Here is a 17,838-nt window from a genome sequence, read left to right on the forward strand (position 1 = left end):
CCGCTATTCTTTAGAAAATCAAAATACAAAAAGATGGCAGAAAATTATATTGTTAATTATCAGATAAACGTTAACTCTAACCCAGCTTTAGAGTCTATACGCAAATTTCAGCAGGCCACAGCTGAAATGGAAGCATTAACAAAGCGATTTGATGTTGTTGCAAAAAGCATCGGTAAGGTTAATTCAGCATTGGCTTCTATTAAAACTAAGCCTATCAATATACAGATTAACACAAGCGCGGCAGAAGCTAGTTTAGAACGTGTTTTAAAGCAACTAAGCAATATTAAATCACAGGCAAAGACTGCATTAAATGGAGTAATGGGTAAACCTTTATATTCTACTTCGGATATAAAGAAACTGGAGCAGGCTATTAATTCTATAAACGGCAAAACTATAGAACCAAGAGCAAGTACAAAAAAAGCGATAAATAGCCTTGACTTACTATTACAGAAGATTGAGCAGATAAAGTCAAATAGCAAAATAACTATAACCGCAAGTGCAGCCGGAGCATCCAAAGCAGTTGCTGGTGGCATAACTAAGAGTAATATTCCTGCTTCAACAGCACGACAAGTTGGAGCGGGACATAGTACCTATCTATACCCTTCTACCCGGCAAGTATTGGGACCTACATACGCAAATACCGGAACGAATGTTGCGGGCGAAATGATTAAGGGTATGGGAATTGCCTATGGACTTAGCTCTTTAATGTCTGGGGTAACTTCTGTATTTAGAGATGCTTCGACCTATGATAATATAGCCAAAACGACAAAGAATATCCTCCAGACTCACGATAAAAAAGTGGGATTTGAAGCTAGATTTAATGAAATGAACCAATTAATGCGTCAAGTTGGAGTTGAAACTAAATATACAGCTCCACAAGTTGCATCAGCTGGAAAATTCTTAGCTATGGCAGGATATGATGTCGATCAAATAAAACATGCCATCCGGCCTATATCTGATATTGCACTTGTAGGTGATACAGACTTGGGAGAAACAGCAGATGTTGTAACAAACATTATGACCGCTTATAAAATCCCAGCAAAACAAATGGATAACACAGCTGACATTCTTACGATGACGTTCACAAAAACGAATACAACATTGTTAGAATTAGCTGAATCATTTAAGTATGCAGGTACGGTAGCTCATCAATCCGGATTAGATTTTGAAACAGCTTCGGCAGCTTTGGGCGTATTAGGTAATGCCGGTTTAAAAGGTTCTCATGCAGGTACAACATTACGCATGATGTTACTAAACATGATGAATCCAACCAAAAAAGGACAAGAAGCATGGGATATACTAGGTATTAGTCCCAAAGACAAAAATGGTAATCTTCGGAATCTCACTGATATTTTGAGTGATTTGCACAAAAAACAACAAAGCATGAGTTCCGGTGACTTCACAACATTAATTAATAAGATGTTTCGAGTTACTGCGGCTCCAGGTGCATTAGCTTTGATAAATAATGTAGAAGATGTGCAAAAAACCACAGAGCTTAATCGGCATTCAATGAACCTAGCATTCGACCTTGCTGACGAAAAGAAAAACACCATACAAGGTCTTTGGTATCAGATGACCTCGGCATTTACAGAAACAGGAATGCAAGGGTTTGAACAAATGCAAGGGGTAATCCGAGACTTTCTACAACGCATGATTGAGTTAATGAAATCCACAGAATTTGCAACTGCATTGAGAAATGCAATGGACATGTTCATTAAAGTATTAGATGTTATCGTTGATGTATTTAAAAAGATCATGTCTATTTGGAATTTCCTACCCAATTGGCTAAAAAATGGAATTGTATGGTTTGTAAAAGTTCAAATGGAATTAGGGATTATTGCTGGCATTGGACAAAGTATATTAAGTACGGCATTAATGATTCGCGGAGTATTCATGGGGGATTGGCTATCTAAATTCTTTTTAAAACCGCTATTTACCGCACTTACCTATATGGTACGTATATATAATATAGAAAAAAGCCGCCATAATTTAAGTAAAGGACAGGCTATTTTCAATGCGTTAGGTGGAGGTTTACTACATGGTGGAAGTAAAATTAAACAATGGTTTGTTGGAGGAGGCACAGTCGGTAATGTTGTAGCAAATAGTAATAATAAGACTATAAATACTCTCACAGAAATAGGCAATACAACATTATGGGGAGCAATAAAAGGGCTTGCACGTTTTTTCTTAACTAATCCAATTGGTTGGGGATTAAGCGCAGCTTATACAATCTATAAACTTGGTTCATATATATATCAAACACAAAGAATAACAGAAGCAGCTCGTCAAGCCAATGAAGCATGGGCACAAAGCTATCGTAATTTGAATATTGACAAGTTAAATCTATCCGATCCAGATGCCTTAATGATTGGAAATATGCGTATTTTCAATAATGAATTGTTAACCCAAAACGAGCGTATTGCACAGTCTACCGAATTATGGCATCGTTACTGGATAGAAAAGAATGGTCAAAAACAAAATGTAGACGATCAAACCAAATTCTTTGACACAGCCGCAGGTAGAGACCCGGAATTACTAAAACGATTAGAAGCCGCAGACCAATGGACAGGTGTAGATAAAGCCTTCCAGTCATTGTCCAGTGCACTAGGTATGAAACAGACTGTCAAAAAAGGTCTGAACGGCGAAAATTATTATGCGTATGAGTTACATGGCCGTACTTTAAGTGGAACGAATACAAATGTTTTTGCAAGAAACGGAGATATAAGCGAACAAGTGGCTGTCCAAATGATGCTGGCTCAATTAGCAGACCATAATTCTAAAGAGAATATGGCTTTGAGCAAATATCTTTTGCACAATGCCACTTCTGCTCGTAGTTCGGAAGATCTATCGAATATACTAAAGAATGCAGCAGATAGATTTATACCTAAGATGGGTAGTTGGGATTCTCGATGGGACTGGATTAGCACAGAAACATTCCATGATAAGATGACCGAAGGTGATGTACATCGCTCACAAGCATATATACGTCATCTAGCTCAAATTATGAAAGGAACAATAAGTGCATGGGATGATTACGCTTCAATTCTTAAAGATTTTGAGTCTGGAGAAACAATAGATCCAACAAGAACCCAGAAAGTATTACAAGGGTTATTTGGGCCGTTGTTTGATCCAACTAAAGGGCTATTTGGAACAGAAGGATGGTCAAAGCATGTACAAGATATTGTTAACAATCCGGGGAAATATAAACTAGAAAGTCAACAAGAAGCAATAGATTATATTACTGAAACCTTTGATAAGTTAGTTTCTTGGTATAACGATTTGTATTCCGGACATAAATCTTTGTTCGCTCCGTTCATAAATAGAATACCGATTCAAAATCTTCTTTCTGAAGGAGATGTTCTTCCTACGGGCGGTTTTTATGGTCCACAGAAAGAAGGTGATAAAGCGATTTTTGACGGGGCACAATATATAGCTAAAACAATAGCTCCATACGCTACTCCACAGTGGGTAGATAAAAGTGGGAAAATATATACCCCTAAAAATGCTAAAGATACATTTAAGTGGGACCCTACGACTGGTAACAAAGAGCAAGATTTAGCTTCCAGCCTTCATAACGGAGCCGACCAGTCTCAATATAGGAGTCATAATAATTATAATGCAGCTCCTAAGCAATTAATAGTACGAATAGAAAATCTAATGCACGTGGAGCATCAAACAATTGATATGACAGATGATAGACAAGTTGCGGCAATAGCAAACGTAAAACAAGAATTAGCAACCGCCTTGTTAGATGTAGTTCAAGATTTTAATGCAAATATGATGTAATATGAGTTTTATAAGCTCTACATTTTCTAATTTAACGATTAATGTTGGTAAAGGGCTGGCAAACACCGGTGTGAATGCCGCCTTTTATGCAGCTAATTATAGAAAAAGAGATGGACAATTGAAATTTATATCCAATAGAGGATATAGTAATGTATTTGTTTATGCAGCCAAAAGAACGATGATGCAAATGACTTTTGCTACCATCAACGATCTTTATCCCAAATATATACGCCAGTTGGACAGAAAGAATGCCACCGCAGCCTATCAGAAGAACCAAGGTCAAGAGCTTCAGAAAATCATAACGAACGGTCAGAAGGCAGATGAAGATACCTTTAATAAACAAGGGGTTGTATTAAAGTATCAGGGCAAACCTGCCAATGAAGGTTTACTTCTTTGGATTAAAAATGAAAGCGGCCAGGTTCAAACGGTTCAATTCAATACTTATTGGGATAAAATAAAAGGATTAAGTAATGAAGCTGCTGCCAGTTCATCACTTAACACTGCTACGGAAGTAAAGGTGCCAGGCGATCCTGTTTTCTTAGACTTAGGTGCTATAGTGCAAGCACAAAGTTCTAACAATCTTGTATTAACCAAGGTACAAGGAAGAGATTATTCACGTAAAGAATTGATTTCAGGAGGCGATATAAATTTTACTGTAACAGGAAAGATTGTTAGCAATTATCCGGATGTATATCCGTATGCAGAAGTTTCCAAATTTATAACATTGATGCAACATAAAGGAGTTATCCAGGTATTTAATCTCATGTTTCAACAGTTCAATGTGACACAAATTCTGATAAAAGACTTCAATATGGGGCAAAATGAAGGCTTTAAGAATGTTCAACCATATAGTTTTACATGTGTTGCCGTTGAACCGGATGACGCGGTTAATGTAGTGCAAGATACCATAAATGGAACAAACCTTGAAATCTCTCAAATGAAAAAACAAGGTTGGGCCAAAGTTCTTCTTGATAAGGTTAAAGCATCTGCTGCTAATCAAGCCGCTCAAATGATTGAATCATTAACTTCTAACACCATTTAAGTATGAAACTTCCAGAAGCAATAATTATAGATGGTAAAGAATGCCTTGATATATTGTGCTGTAAAATCCTAATATGGGAAGCTAATAGTGACGTTATAGAGATTAACGATCCAGATGAAAATAAATGCCTTGTTATCCGGGAATGTGAAAGCATTGAGATAAATGATACTTATAAGAAGCTTATTAATTCAGCTTCCGTCAGATTCCCAAGAGGAACCGTAATTAAACGCACTATAACTTCCGAGAACATAGAAAAAGAAGGTGCAACTACTGTTTATACAGAGCGTTTAATAGACGGTACAGTTGTAGAAAAGCGAAAAGGATATTCTACAGCCCAGCCGACTGATTTTAAGGTAGGACAACGTATCCGGATATATTTAGGCTATTATAAAGATAGAGGAAAGGTCTTCAAAAATGCGACCGAGAGACTTCAGGCAATGGAGAAAGAGGCATTTGTCAAGAACGTTCCCGATTTTGACGGTTATATCGTAAAATGCAGTGTAAGCACACCTATTGAAATCAAATGTGAGAATCTGGCAAGTGGGCTAAAACGAAAAAATGTCGTTAAATTAGGCCCAATGACTGTTACAGTAAACGATTTGTTGAAAGAGGGAGGAAAATACGATTTATTAAAAGGAACAGGGTTAAAATTGCATCCCAAAACAGCAGAAAGGGACATTAATATTGGCAAGATTCAGTTAACGGAAGATTTGACAGTTGCGGATGTATTAACAGAATGGAATAAATACGGGCTATATAGTTTTATTAGGAAAGATACAGATGGAACTCCTTATGTTATGGTAGGGCATACTTATTTATCAGGAAATGTTGCCAGCTCTATTTTAAATACAGATGGAAGTTCTGATACTCCTCAAATACAGTTTGATTATCATGTAGCCCAAGACAATTTAACTTTGATGAATTGTGATCCCCGATATTTAGCGGTCTCCGCTGAAGGATTCAAGTTTGAGGGTAACAAACAAATCAAGTATAATGTAACAGTTCGTTTAAATCCAGAATGGACCGGACAAAATGATACAGAACATAAGAAATTCCAAATTCTGAATGAAACAAAACTTAGCAAGAAATCCCTAAAACTTGGAGCTATCCCCAAATCAAAGACTAAGGATAGAGTAAACCTAAGTGCGTACAACGTTATCCCTTATGTATCATCCAAAATTGGCATTAGCGAGGACGAATTAATAAAAGAAGCCGAGGCATTTTTTGAAGGATATAATAGAAATGGCGTTGAGGGTAGTATTACTATCTTCGGAGATTTACACAGAACTAATTTAGGCATGAGGCATTTGGAATCTGGAATGAAAGTCGTTTTACTTGATAAACGCGAACCTGAAAAACAAGGTTGGTATCTTATTGAAGAAATCAACACAAAATTTGGTGTTAACGGTTTTAGGCAGACTTTAAAACTCCCCTACTGTATTGCCAAACCAGAAAAAGAACAAAACTATGGCAGATAAAATTACAAGCGATTTAAGCGCAAACAGTGCTATTTATGATGCTATACGACAAATTGCATTTCATAAATTGGTAAACCCACGAAATAACGTTATAAAAAACACAGCCAAAATATCTGGTTTTGTTGTTAAAATACATACAGATGGAGAACTGTGCGGAACTGTTGATGTACAGGAATATACTCATACACTTACAGACAAACAGGCTATTGATGACGGGCTTCCAGTTGGTTTACATGAAGGCGTATATCTTTCAGCCATTCAAAATAATGAAAATGGTTTAGTGGTTATCCCCTATCTTTATTCGGATGTCGTAATAACAACAGACCCTGAAACATTACGCGAATATGTTATTCAATACTCTCATGCAGACACAATACAAGTAGACGCGCATAACAAAGTAATTATTGGAGCAACAGAAACAAAAGAATGGGAAGATTCAGAGGATACTCCAGATGTAGATGAATTGGAAAAGACAGGTGTTCATGCTCACACGACTTATACCCCTGTTTCGATATTGTCGGAAGTTGCTAAAGGAGAAGGAGAAAGTGATAAAAGTATATTCAAAATAACCGCTGATGATATTTTATCCCAACATGATAAAAGTCAAATACTTCTTGATGCCCAACAAATTTTGGCAAAATATAATGCAAAAGAAATTATAATCAAAGAAGATGGAGTGTATTTGGGTAGCGGTAGTGCCAATGAACCAGCAGTACTTGGAAATCAATTAGCAACTTTATTGGTTGACTGGCTAGGAGCATTATCTCAAATGATGACCCCAACTATGATGGGACCTCAACCTCCAGCTAATTTGGCAAAGTTTGTATCCCTTCAAGCAAAAGTTAACTCCTATAAAGCATCTATATCAGGATTTTTATCAAAAACCGTAAAAGTGGCAGAATAATGGCAAAGTTAAATGAAGGTATATCACAAATTAAGAAAGGTAGTGCATTGGAAACAATGTACAATCGACTCTTAACAGGGATGGAACAAGCTTCACACGAAACACTTCCAGATTTTACAGGTTCGGATTATGTGGATGGTTATGTCGTGAATGAAGAAAAAATCAATCTTGAAATACATGAATATGAAAATATAACCAGAAAGAACTCTGCATATCTATTAGCAAATACTATTATAAGTAGTTTAAGCAGTGAAGAAGGCGGCGGAAGTGGCACCGGTGGGTTTGTTTCCATAAATGGTGACTCTATGGCCGGTTTATTAAAGGCATTGTATGGTTTTACAGCCGGAGACAATGGAATAAAAATATTGGATGTTTACCAAACGTCCGAAAGTAATCCACAAGAGCGAAAAAATATAGTTTCTATTAACGGTGAATTGCATCTCCCCACACATGGATTATACATTAACGGTTGTAATGTTATAAGTTATGATAATGATATAATCGCATTAAACGGCGATGTTATTTGTAGTGGATATATTAGACTTGGAGATTTAGAAATATCCAAGGATGGCATTAGCTATCAAGGAAACGAGTTTTATCATTCTGGGAATTCAAATAAAGAAGATGTAAGCTGGACCATGAAAGATGGAACGGTTGCCGGAAACTTGTCTGTAAAAGGTACAAGCACATTCCAATCCGGCATTACCGCTTTGTATGGTGTAGATTTGGGATTTGATAATACAAGTGTATTGGTTATTTCGGCCAAACGGTTAGCTCAATTAACAGGGGATTTAAATATTGTAACAGGAGGCATAAAATTTGATGATAATTACATTATTCATGTCAAGAATAACAATGTTATCTCATTTTCTGCATCTAACAAAATATTAAATTGGGGAGACGATAATACCAAACAAATTAACCTGCAAACCAGTATTTATGATGATGATGGTGAATATGAAATGATTTCAAAATTTGGTTCTGCATATTTTCCAGAATCATTTAAGGCAGGGCACAATTTAGGGAATATATTGATTGAAACATATAAAAAATCGTCTGAAGATTCTGGTGTTATATTCAGACGTTATATTAGATTAAAATCAGAAGATGGACCAGGATTTTACAGTGATGGTGATAGCGTATTTGTTGAAGCTCCATTTAAATATAATAAAGTAGCTGATGACGATACAGTACAAATCTCTGAAATAATAAAATCATCATTTGGCTATGTAGAATCGTTAAGTTTATATGCCCCATTAAATCGAAAATCATCCAGCTTAATGTTTTCTACAGATGCTGATTTTTTTGTTTTTGACAAACCGATTGAAGGAAAAAAATCAATTGGAATAGCAGATTCTAAAACCCGCCTCCTCCCCAACGAGCTATTCTTTGATGATTCAATCTATTGGTTGGCTTTAGATAATGGAGTTAAGCACTATGGTAATGCCTATTTTGTCAACGACATAGGTTCTGTCACTTTTTCCAGTGGTTTTGCCGGAAATGGCTGGGGTATCATTCAAAACAAATTGACCGGCAACACCAGTGCAACATTTGATGATCTGACAATTCGTAAAAAAATGAGAATATACGAATTGGAAGTGCAGAAACAATCAGTGACTAACGGGTCTTGGTGGGTCAGCGATGCCTGTTCCGGAGACTTAGTAGAAGAAATATCATAATGTCTGTATATAAATACAAGAAATATAAAATTTCTCTCCAGTCCGATTCTAAAAAGACACAAGGATTACGGACTGGGGATATAGTTAGAAGACAATATTTTGATGGAAAGAATCTTATTTATTCGTTAATGTGTGTATTGGATTATGGAATAGATAAGACTGTAGATTCTAATACAAATGATATTGTCGAAAAACAGTATTTCATTGGAGCACTGTTAGAAGGCGATGTGCCTAAAACAGAAGAAATCTTAGACTTTGCCAGAATTACCAATCTGTTTGATATAAATAGATCTGGAGCCATATATTTAACTGGGTCTGACGATAATGCCCCATATATGGATGTGATTGACGGTATTGGACGCAATGAGAGTTTATGTTGGCCTTCAAATATTGCAACTCCTGATTATGAAGATTCCGAATCACAATATATAGTACGAGGAACAGAAGCAGTAACCACTGATTACATACTATCAGAAGCGGACAATAATCGCATTTGTCATTTTAAAAGAAATGACGCTATATATTACGGTTTCATTGGTCTACAACAAGATTTCTACAAATATGTTCAAAACCCCAACCGCGTTCTTATTTCATATAAGATCAAAGCCAATAAAGCTGTCAATTGTAAAGTTTCATTAGAATACCAAGATGGAACAAGAACAGATGGAGAAGAAACCACTTCTATTACAACAGATTGGCAATATAAGTTGCACACAATAACTGTCGATTATTCTGGACGTTATTTGCGAACAGTAAAACTGGATTTAAGTGAGATGTCTCCTTCAGATGAAGTTTGGGTGTCGGATTTCAATATCATCTTACTGTCTAGTGTTGCTAACTTTGGCGATGCCAGTAAAATACGTGTTGGCAAATTGAATGGAATAACAGATCCGGTATTTGGTCAATTAGAAGGATATGGAGGTTACTTACAGAAACTTTTTACTTCAAAATCTGCTCATATTTCTGGAACATTAACTGCTGGTGATGAGAATGGTTTTGCTGCAACTTTTTATGCCGGAAAAATTCATAGGAATGTATTCGTTAATTCTTTAGATGTTAATTTTACATCTGCAATTACTATTGACACTCAAATAGAAAACCCTACTGGAATCGGCAATGTATATAGTGCCTCTAAAATCATAAGCATGATAGCCCAATCTGAAGAGTGGTTCGCGCAACATATCGGGAAAAAATATACATTCTCTTTTTGGATATATGCGGGGCAAGCATGTCAATTATCTATTTTACAAAATGATAAAGCAATAGGAACCGTTCAAATACCTATTGCTAACACGAATATATGGTCTCGTAAAAAGGTAACATTTGAATTACAAGCTCCGAAACAGGCAGAAGAAGCATTGGTTCTATCCATTGTCCCAACTTTTGATACCTCTGATAATGCAGGAGAATCAATATTTTATTTTTCTTCACCACAATTAGAGGCAGGAGAACTAGTCACACAATACCAACCTACTGACACTATACTTAATTACACAGAGGATTATGGAGCTTGGTTTAATCGTGGTGGCATTGGTGGGACCATCCAGAACCCATTGCTTCAATTAAATTTTGACGGAGAAGGCAGTATTGGTACTCGTAGTAATTCTGTATTAATCAAAACAGATGGTTCTGGTCATTTTGCCAATAAAAATATTAAATGGAATAAAAATGGCGATGTAACATTTGGCAAAAATGTGACAATGACTTGGGATAACCTTGACCAGTCTGTAAAAGACGAATTAGTCAGTAAGTCTATTCGTATTGTTGGAACTGATACCTTTACTCTTTTAGGAGACTTAACAGGAGCCGACCCTGTTACTAATCCGGCAGACATTACCTTAACGCTGGAAGAAGAGAACCTACAGTCTACTTCCAGTCAACGACAATGGTATTATTTACAAGGATATGATTATATACCGTTTGAAGGAGAAAATGGAAAGACATTAACAATATGGCCTTTTGAACCTTATTGGGATAATGGTAACTCGCTAACAGTTCGTTGTATCGTGAAATTTAGTGATGAAGAGTATTCCGCTACATTCACAATACGGAAACAATATATAGTGGGCTATTCACTTGAAATTACTTCCAGTCAAGGAGTATCATATAAAAACAATAGTTGTCAAACTGTTTTAACCGCTAACGTCTATTATCAAGGTAAACTAGTTGATCCGGATTATGTAGCTAAAAACTACATATTCAAGTGGACTAGGTATCATCTTCCTGATATGGAAAATGAAGTGATTGATTGGTGGAAAGAACAAAGAGATAATGAAGGCAATATAGTACAACAAGAAATTGATAGATCAAAACCAAGTATCACATTAAATTATGGAATATCAGGACAAGACTGTTTTATGTGTGAACTTCTAAACGGTAACATGTTCCCGTATGAATTCCCTTTAATATTTTAAGTATGGCGGCAGAACAAGAGCAATCCCCTAACCTGCTTGATTTTAATAATAAGCAAGAAAACAATGGAACTAATAACCGTGGACGTTTAACAGCTCACGAATTTAATCAATTGATAAATGCCGTAAACAATAACTCAAATGACACCTTTTCTTTCAAAAAACAAGTAGGTAATCTTTCATTTGATGTAATTGAAAATGAAGAGGCTTTTGAACAAATCGAATCCAAAGAAGAAAATACCGTTTATTTCATACTTGAAGAATGATACAGATAAATGGCAAAGATGTCAGTCAAATAAGAGTTGGTAACAAAATAGTTACCGCAGTTTACATAGGGGCAAAATTAGTTTGGCAATCTATACGCTCCTGCTTTGGATCTGGTTTCTGGATTAACTCATCTCCTTGGAAAAATGATGAAGGCTGGAAAAACTAACAAATTTTTAAATTACGCTTTACAAAAAAATAATTAATTATGGCTAAGAAATTCAGAACTGACGAAATTCCTGCTGGTAAATTTACAGAGGACTGGGGTGGCAATAAAAACAATACCATCCCCGCAGCACCTGACGAAACGAACCTTCTCCCCTACTCTGGGGAGGCTGTCCAAAAGTTTATAAAGAGCTATTTGCAAGACCATGAAAACAATAAAATTGGTCACATTCCTCCTATGACAAAAGATCCGGACGGTTTTTATCATATTCGAGCATTTGCTAATAAAAACACATATAATGAATGGCTTGCTGACCCTGATGAGAATCAAGCATTAAAATTGCTTGATGTTACTATTCCTATTAGTGACGAACAGGGTGTAATGAATATTGTAGAATTAACCACGGCCAGCAATCAAACAAATTATGTAAGCATTGATGGTAGTGTAGTTCTAAAAATGCGTTTTACTTCTCAAACATACAATCCTGTTACTGGGAAATACGCAAATACCTATGAAGATGGTACTATGACTATCCAAAGGCGTGCCTCCGCTTCCGATTCTTGGCGTACAATTGGTACAATGGCAATCAAGAGTGTAGAAGCCGAAAGCGACACTTATACGGATGTAGATATTAGTGGATTACTTAACAGTGGAACCTGTCAATTACGTATCATTGTAACTGGAGACCAAACACAAAGTACCACAACTTATGTAGTGTTCCAAAGTGTTACAAAAACAGAATTGAAACTTACGTTCCGAAACGAATGGCAGCAACCTATTACTGGTGCCACTATGTCTTTATTATATACATATACTGGTGCTGTAGCTAAAACATTAAATTTAAAAATTAGTGGTGAAGGTGGTGTACGTTCTGTCCAATACGCTGTTGGCAAAGTTGAGTACACGGAAACCCCAAATCAGTTTGATGTAACCGACACTGAAGGGGATTCTGTTAAAGTTATGTCTCATGGAGTACATGAAATTGAGGCCTGGTTATCTGTAGATGGCACAGATGTGGAAAGTGAACACATTGTTTCACAGGTAATGATAGTTTCAGACCCTGATAATAAGACTCCATATATCATATTAAACCAGATAGTCAAGTCTCTTGTAAACTGGACATCCGTTCAATTTTTCCAATGGGCAATATATAACCCAGGTTCAGATGTATTACCTGTTACTTTTAAATTAACAGACATTCAAGAGGTTGAGAATTATCTGTCTTACACTGAACAGCAAGCCCAAAATGGTGTGGTTTACACATTTGGCAATATGATAGAAATCGAAAGCAAAGAAACGAATTTCAGTGCTTATATGTTATTTAGCACTGGAGAAAAATACTTGCGTGATCGTATTAGTTTTAATGTCGATAACTCACAAAATTTTGCCCCAACTGATGGTGCCGATTTAATTATCAATCCAAAACTACGTAGTAATACTGAAACCCACCCAGATACTATTATTAATACCGTTTCAGGCGAGAATGTTCCTGCGACCTTTGAAAATTTTGGTTTTATTAGTGATGGTTGGGTTGAAGACGATAATGGGATCAAATGTTTGCGTGTTCCTAGTGGAAGAAATATAGCAATTGATTATGAGACGTTCTCCGACTTTATCCAATCTCAAAAAACTGGTTCTCTTACATTTGAAATAGACTATACTATTCGCAATGTAACCAACGAAGACGAACCGGTATTACGCATGTGTTCTTACACAAAAGATAATAATCCGCTAGGTTGGGAAATGAAACCTATTGATGCCTGTTTTATGACCCAATCCAAAGTAACCCGTAAAAATCAAGACGTTGGCTACAACGAAGGGGTACGCACTAAAATCGCAGTCAATCTACTATACAACTTGTCCAGCACTGGACAAAACTATTGCCGTATTTTCATAAACGGGATTATTAACCGTGAAATCAATTATGCGACAGACGATACTTTCGTACAATATGTAGATGGAAAACAGACATCACAAGGTATCCGTATTGGTAGTTCTGGAGCCGACATTGACATTTACAGCATTAAGGTATATAAGAAAGCACTCACAGCTAATGATGTGCGCCAAAATTATATGGCATCCTTAGATAATAGTGAAGAAAAAATAGCATTTCGCGATTCTAATAGTATTCTTAATGGTAATACTATCAGCTATGATCTTGCTTATGAAAAATACAACGTTATCCTTTGGAAAGGGAAATATGCCACTTATGGAAATACCAAAAAGGATAAATTCAATGGTACTTTAATTATCCATATTCCTGGAAAACCAGAAAATAGTGGTACGCTGTATGACATGAATGAGAAAGGACAAGGAACATCGTCTATGTTGTATTTTTGGTGGAATGGACAATGGGGCTTCAATGAAGATGGGTATTGGGTTGATGAGAATGGAGCAAATCGTGGTAAATGTTATCAGTTAACCAACGATGTACCCGGAGCACTCAAATTGGTAGGGAAAGTAAATTTTGCAAGTTCAGCACAAAGTCATAAAATAGGTTCTACAGCTCTATTTAATGATTTATTTAAAGCTATATGTGGAGGTAATTCCATTACTAATACAGAAGGTTTTGAAAATTGTCGTGTAGCTGTACTTCAAAAACCGTTTTTGTTCTTTGTACAAGAAGATGAGAATTCCGAACCACAATTTAAATCTTTTATGACTTTTGGACCAGGTAAGGGAGACAAACCGACATTCGGATACGACAAAACAAAATTTCCAGATTATGTATGCCTAGAAGGAGCTGATAATGACCGTGCTTTGGTGATGTGCCGCGTACCTTGGATTGATGAAGATGTCACTTTAGAAGGTGAAGAAGATTGGATGTATAACGGCGAAAAGCAAATGAGTCTGGTCCTTGGGGATACCAATAAGATCGCCCCTATCAAAAGTGGATTTAACTTTGTCTTTAAGCATTATGACAATATAGATTATTTCAACGGTACCATCGAAGATTTAAATGCAGCAGAAAATCTTGATACCTCCAAACATTATTGGCTGACTAAATCGGGGCGTAACAATGAACAGTTTGATTTATTCAGGTATGATTTCATTACTTCTACTTGGGTGGGTGCAGGCACTGAAAAGATTGAAAGTGGAAGATATTCGACTGTAAATATCAACGAACAATGCGGGAATATTGCCAGCGGTACAGATTGGGATGCAATTAACTCATCGTTCAAAACGGCTAGAATAGCATTGTTCAAGGCTGATGCAGGAAAATATTTTAATCTTACAGAAACTCATTTTGCTATGAATTTTTGTAAGTTAATTGCAGCCAGTGATAACAGAGGAAAGAATATATATTTTTATGTTGACCCAAAAACTCATTTAATTGGTTGGCATCAAGATGATTTGGACACAATATTTCCTGTAAATAATGTAGGGCAAAGAGAAAAACCTTACTATGTAGAAGAACATGATAAAAACAATGATGGAGGCTTTTATTGGAATAGCGAAGGGAATGCACTATTTAACCAAATGGAAAACGCTTTTCCAGATGAATTGCGTACCAATATGCGCTCTATATTACAAGCAATGCTTAAATTAAGTGATGATGGAACTTTAATGGGCTGTATGGAAAAATATTATTTTTACGTACAACGTTATTTCCCAGCCGTTGCTTACAATGAAGTGGCTCGTCTTGTATATGAACGTGCCAGAACCGCCTATGTGAGTTCAGACCCGGAAAATAAATACACAAATGGTACAGATCCCATAACACAAAGTTTAGGAGATGGATTACAAGCAGAAATGCAATGGGTTGCACGCAGACTTACCTACATATCTTCTTATGCAGCCTTTGGAGACTTTGGAAGGCGTGACGGTGAAGGATCAGCAGGCTCATTAAACTTCCGGTCTATAATAAAAACAGATGGTACACGTCCACAATTTAAATTTTCTATTGTACCACATATTTGGATGTACCCCTCATTTGCCATAGGTTCGACACTATCTTATGGGGTTGGTAACGCACTGTCTCCACGTATTAAAGCCGGAGAAACATACGATGTCAATGTTGGAACTTCAGATGGCAATACTAATATTTTCTTAAATGGTATTGATTATATGCGTTCCATTGGTGACTTTACAGACAAAAGTTTAGGAGAAACATTTAATTTAAGCGGTGCTCGCCTAACAGCCTTTCATGTGGATGGAAAAGATGTTGTTGAATTCCGTCCTACCGGTATGACTATTACTGCCCCTTTGTTGCAAGAACTAGTATTAAAACGTGTCGCTAGTTTAGTAGGTGGTTTAGATTTATCTATTTTGCTTAAACTTAGAATGTTGAATTTAGTAGGAACAATGTTGTCTTCTGTTGTTCTTCCAGCTACCGAATATTTAGAAGAGGTTCATCTTCCTGGGACTTTAACATCTTTGTCTTTAGATCAACAGCCTAATTTGAAAACCATCACATTGGAAGGAGCTGACCGAATGCAAAGTTTATCAATTGGCGCAGGGATTGCAGATTCGCGTACCATATTTAATTTATGCTTTACAGGCAATGCACCGCTGAATTATTTAAAGTTAGCAAGTATAAACTGGACCGAGGTTTCTCTTTATATGATTAACTATTTGGCTTCTATTACAGACAGTAGTGTATCTGGAAAAATAGCAGTAATAAACAATACTACCAACCGACCTAATTTTAACAATAAAATTGATTGGTTGTATCATTGGGGAAATGTAGATGATGAGAACAACAATCTTCATATTACTTACTACTCAACTCCTATTGCAGCTATAGAAATCAAAGGAAGCCAATACATTTATTCTACAGGTGAACACACTTTTTACTGTAAGCCGAATACCGTTAATGGGAATGATGTGGTTAGCATTCGTTGGTCATTGGATACCAATTTGTATGCAAAAATAGTCAATACGTCAAAAGATTATTGCGTTATCAATGTATCTCAATTAGGAGATGAAGATACATTGGCTCCACATACAACTTTAAGATGTTATCTAACAAAAACAAATGGTGAAGTGCTTGAAGCATCATGGGATATTGGTTTATACCCCAGACGTGCTCATCTCGGAGATTATGTATTTTATGATGGAACTTATGGTCCTACAACTGCTGGAAAAACCGTAGTTGGAATTTGTTTTTACATAAATCCAGCAGATGCCAATGATAGACGTATGGTAGCATTATCAAATCTTGAAAATTCAGGTATAGTATGGGGGCTTTATCCTCAAAATACAGGACAAACGGAAGAGTGGAATGAACAATATGCAATTTATCCTATTGAATTACAAGATGATGTTAATTATAGTGTATATGATATAGGTTCAATTGCTAACATTACACAGACTGGCTTACAACCTACAGAATATGACGACCAAGGTAATACCTCTCCTAACTACATAAGGTATGATAATTATGTAGATGAAAATACAATTGACGGATTTGTAAATTCAGATGTTAAAACAGTTGCTGTTGGAGATGGTATCGCTGCTCCAGGTACAATTAATACAGGAAAAGAGGAATTGGCTGCGGATTTAGCTATTTTATCAGGTGCCTATAAAAGAGGTGACGAAGTTCCTGTCGGTTTAGCAAAAACTTTAAAAATTATTCAACATAGAAATAAAATCTTAGAAGATTCTGGAGTTAATTTGCCGATACCTGAAGCAACTGATTTATATACTGAACAAGCGATGTTAACCCAGTATATAAATAACATAATTGCTAACAATGAAAATCTTAGTAAATATCAACAATTTTATTATCCTGCTGCCAGCAAATGCTATGCTTATCAACCTACAGTAAAAGCAGGCGAAGAATTGGCAAATAAATTTAAATATCATAATTGGTACCTACCATCTGTTGGTGAACTTATGCGTATGTATTGGCACGCTAGGCAAGGAGTGAATTATGATGATGATAAAATAGGTGCAATTTTTCAAAAAGCAATAGATGCCGGTATTTTGAACGATTTTTCTAATTCTTGGTACTGGAGTAGCAGTGAGCGCAGTCAGAACTACAGCTGGGACGTGGGCTTTAGTAATGGCAACTTCGGCTACGGCAGCAAGTCCAACAGTGGCATGGTGAGGGCGGTTGCAGCATTTTAGTATAGTGGAGCGTCTTTTGACGCTCCACAAAAATAA

General features: G+C 36.3%; 8 protein-coding genes. All 8 read left to right on the top strand.

Translation table 11 applies throughout. The features are described from left to right. Positions 1-33: 33 nt before the first annotated feature. The 8 genes from KFO40_RS20330 (at position 34) to KFO40_RS20365 (ending at position 17,802) form a co-directional block, all read left to right on the top strand. A complete protein-coding gene (locus KFO40_RS20330) occupies positions 34-3,786 on the top strand; it encodes a phage tail tape measure protein (protein ID WP_227034622.1) in 3,753 nt (1,250 codons plus the stop codon). A 1-nt stretch (position 3,787) separates the two neighbouring features. Continuing rightward, complete coding sequence (locus KFO40_RS20335; RefSeq protein WP_225472620.1) at positions 3,788-4,828, top strand: DUF6046 domain-containing protein; 1,041 nt, start codon at positions 3,788-3,790, stop codon at positions 4,826-4,828. A 2-nt stretch (positions 4,829-4,830) separates the two neighbouring features. After that, positions 4,831-6,306 (top strand): hypothetical protein, encoded by a 1,476-nt coding sequence (locus KFO40_RS20340; protein WP_008768572.1) that lies wholly within the window; start codon positions 4,831-4,833, stop codon positions 6,304-6,306. After that, entirely contained in the window at positions 6,296-7,210 is a 915-nt protein-coding gene (locus tag KFO40_RS20345) for a hypothetical protein (RefSeq protein ID WP_008768571.1), read from the top strand. Before KFO40_RS20340 ends, KFO40_RS20345 begins: the two co-directional genes overlap by 11 nt. Beyond that, a complete protein-coding gene (locus tag KFO40_RS20350; RefSeq protein ID WP_055268789.1) occupies positions 7,210-8,889 on the top strand; it encodes a hypothetical protein in 1,680 nt (559 codons plus the stop codon). Before KFO40_RS20345 ends, KFO40_RS20350 begins: the two co-directional genes overlap by 1 nt. Continuing rightward, a complete protein-coding gene (locus tag KFO40_RS20355) occupies positions 8,889-11,303 on the top strand; it encodes a hypothetical protein (protein ID WP_109115709.1) in 2,415 nt (804 codons plus the stop codon). The genes KFO40_RS20350 and KFO40_RS20355 overlap by 1 nt, the downstream gene beginning before the upstream one ends. A 2-nt stretch (positions 11,304-11,305) precedes the next feature. Next, entirely contained in the window at positions 11,306-11,566 is a 261-nt protein-coding gene (locus KFO40_RS20360) for a hypothetical protein (protein WP_032845139.1), read from the top strand. A 206-nt stretch (positions 11,567-11,772) separates the two neighbouring features. After that, complete coding sequence (locus KFO40_RS20365) at positions 11,773-17,802, top strand: DUF1566 domain-containing protein (RefSeq protein ID WP_211146731.1); 6,030 nt, start codon at positions 11,773-11,775, stop codon at positions 17,800-17,802. Positions 17,803-17,838: the final 36 nt, after the last annotated feature.

The sequence above is a fragment of the Bacteroides sp. 1001302B_160321_D4 genome, assembly GCF_015667765.1.
Lineage (GTDB): Bacteria > Bacteroidota > Bacteroidia > Bacteroidales > Bacteroidaceae > Bacteroides > Bacteroides xylanisolvens.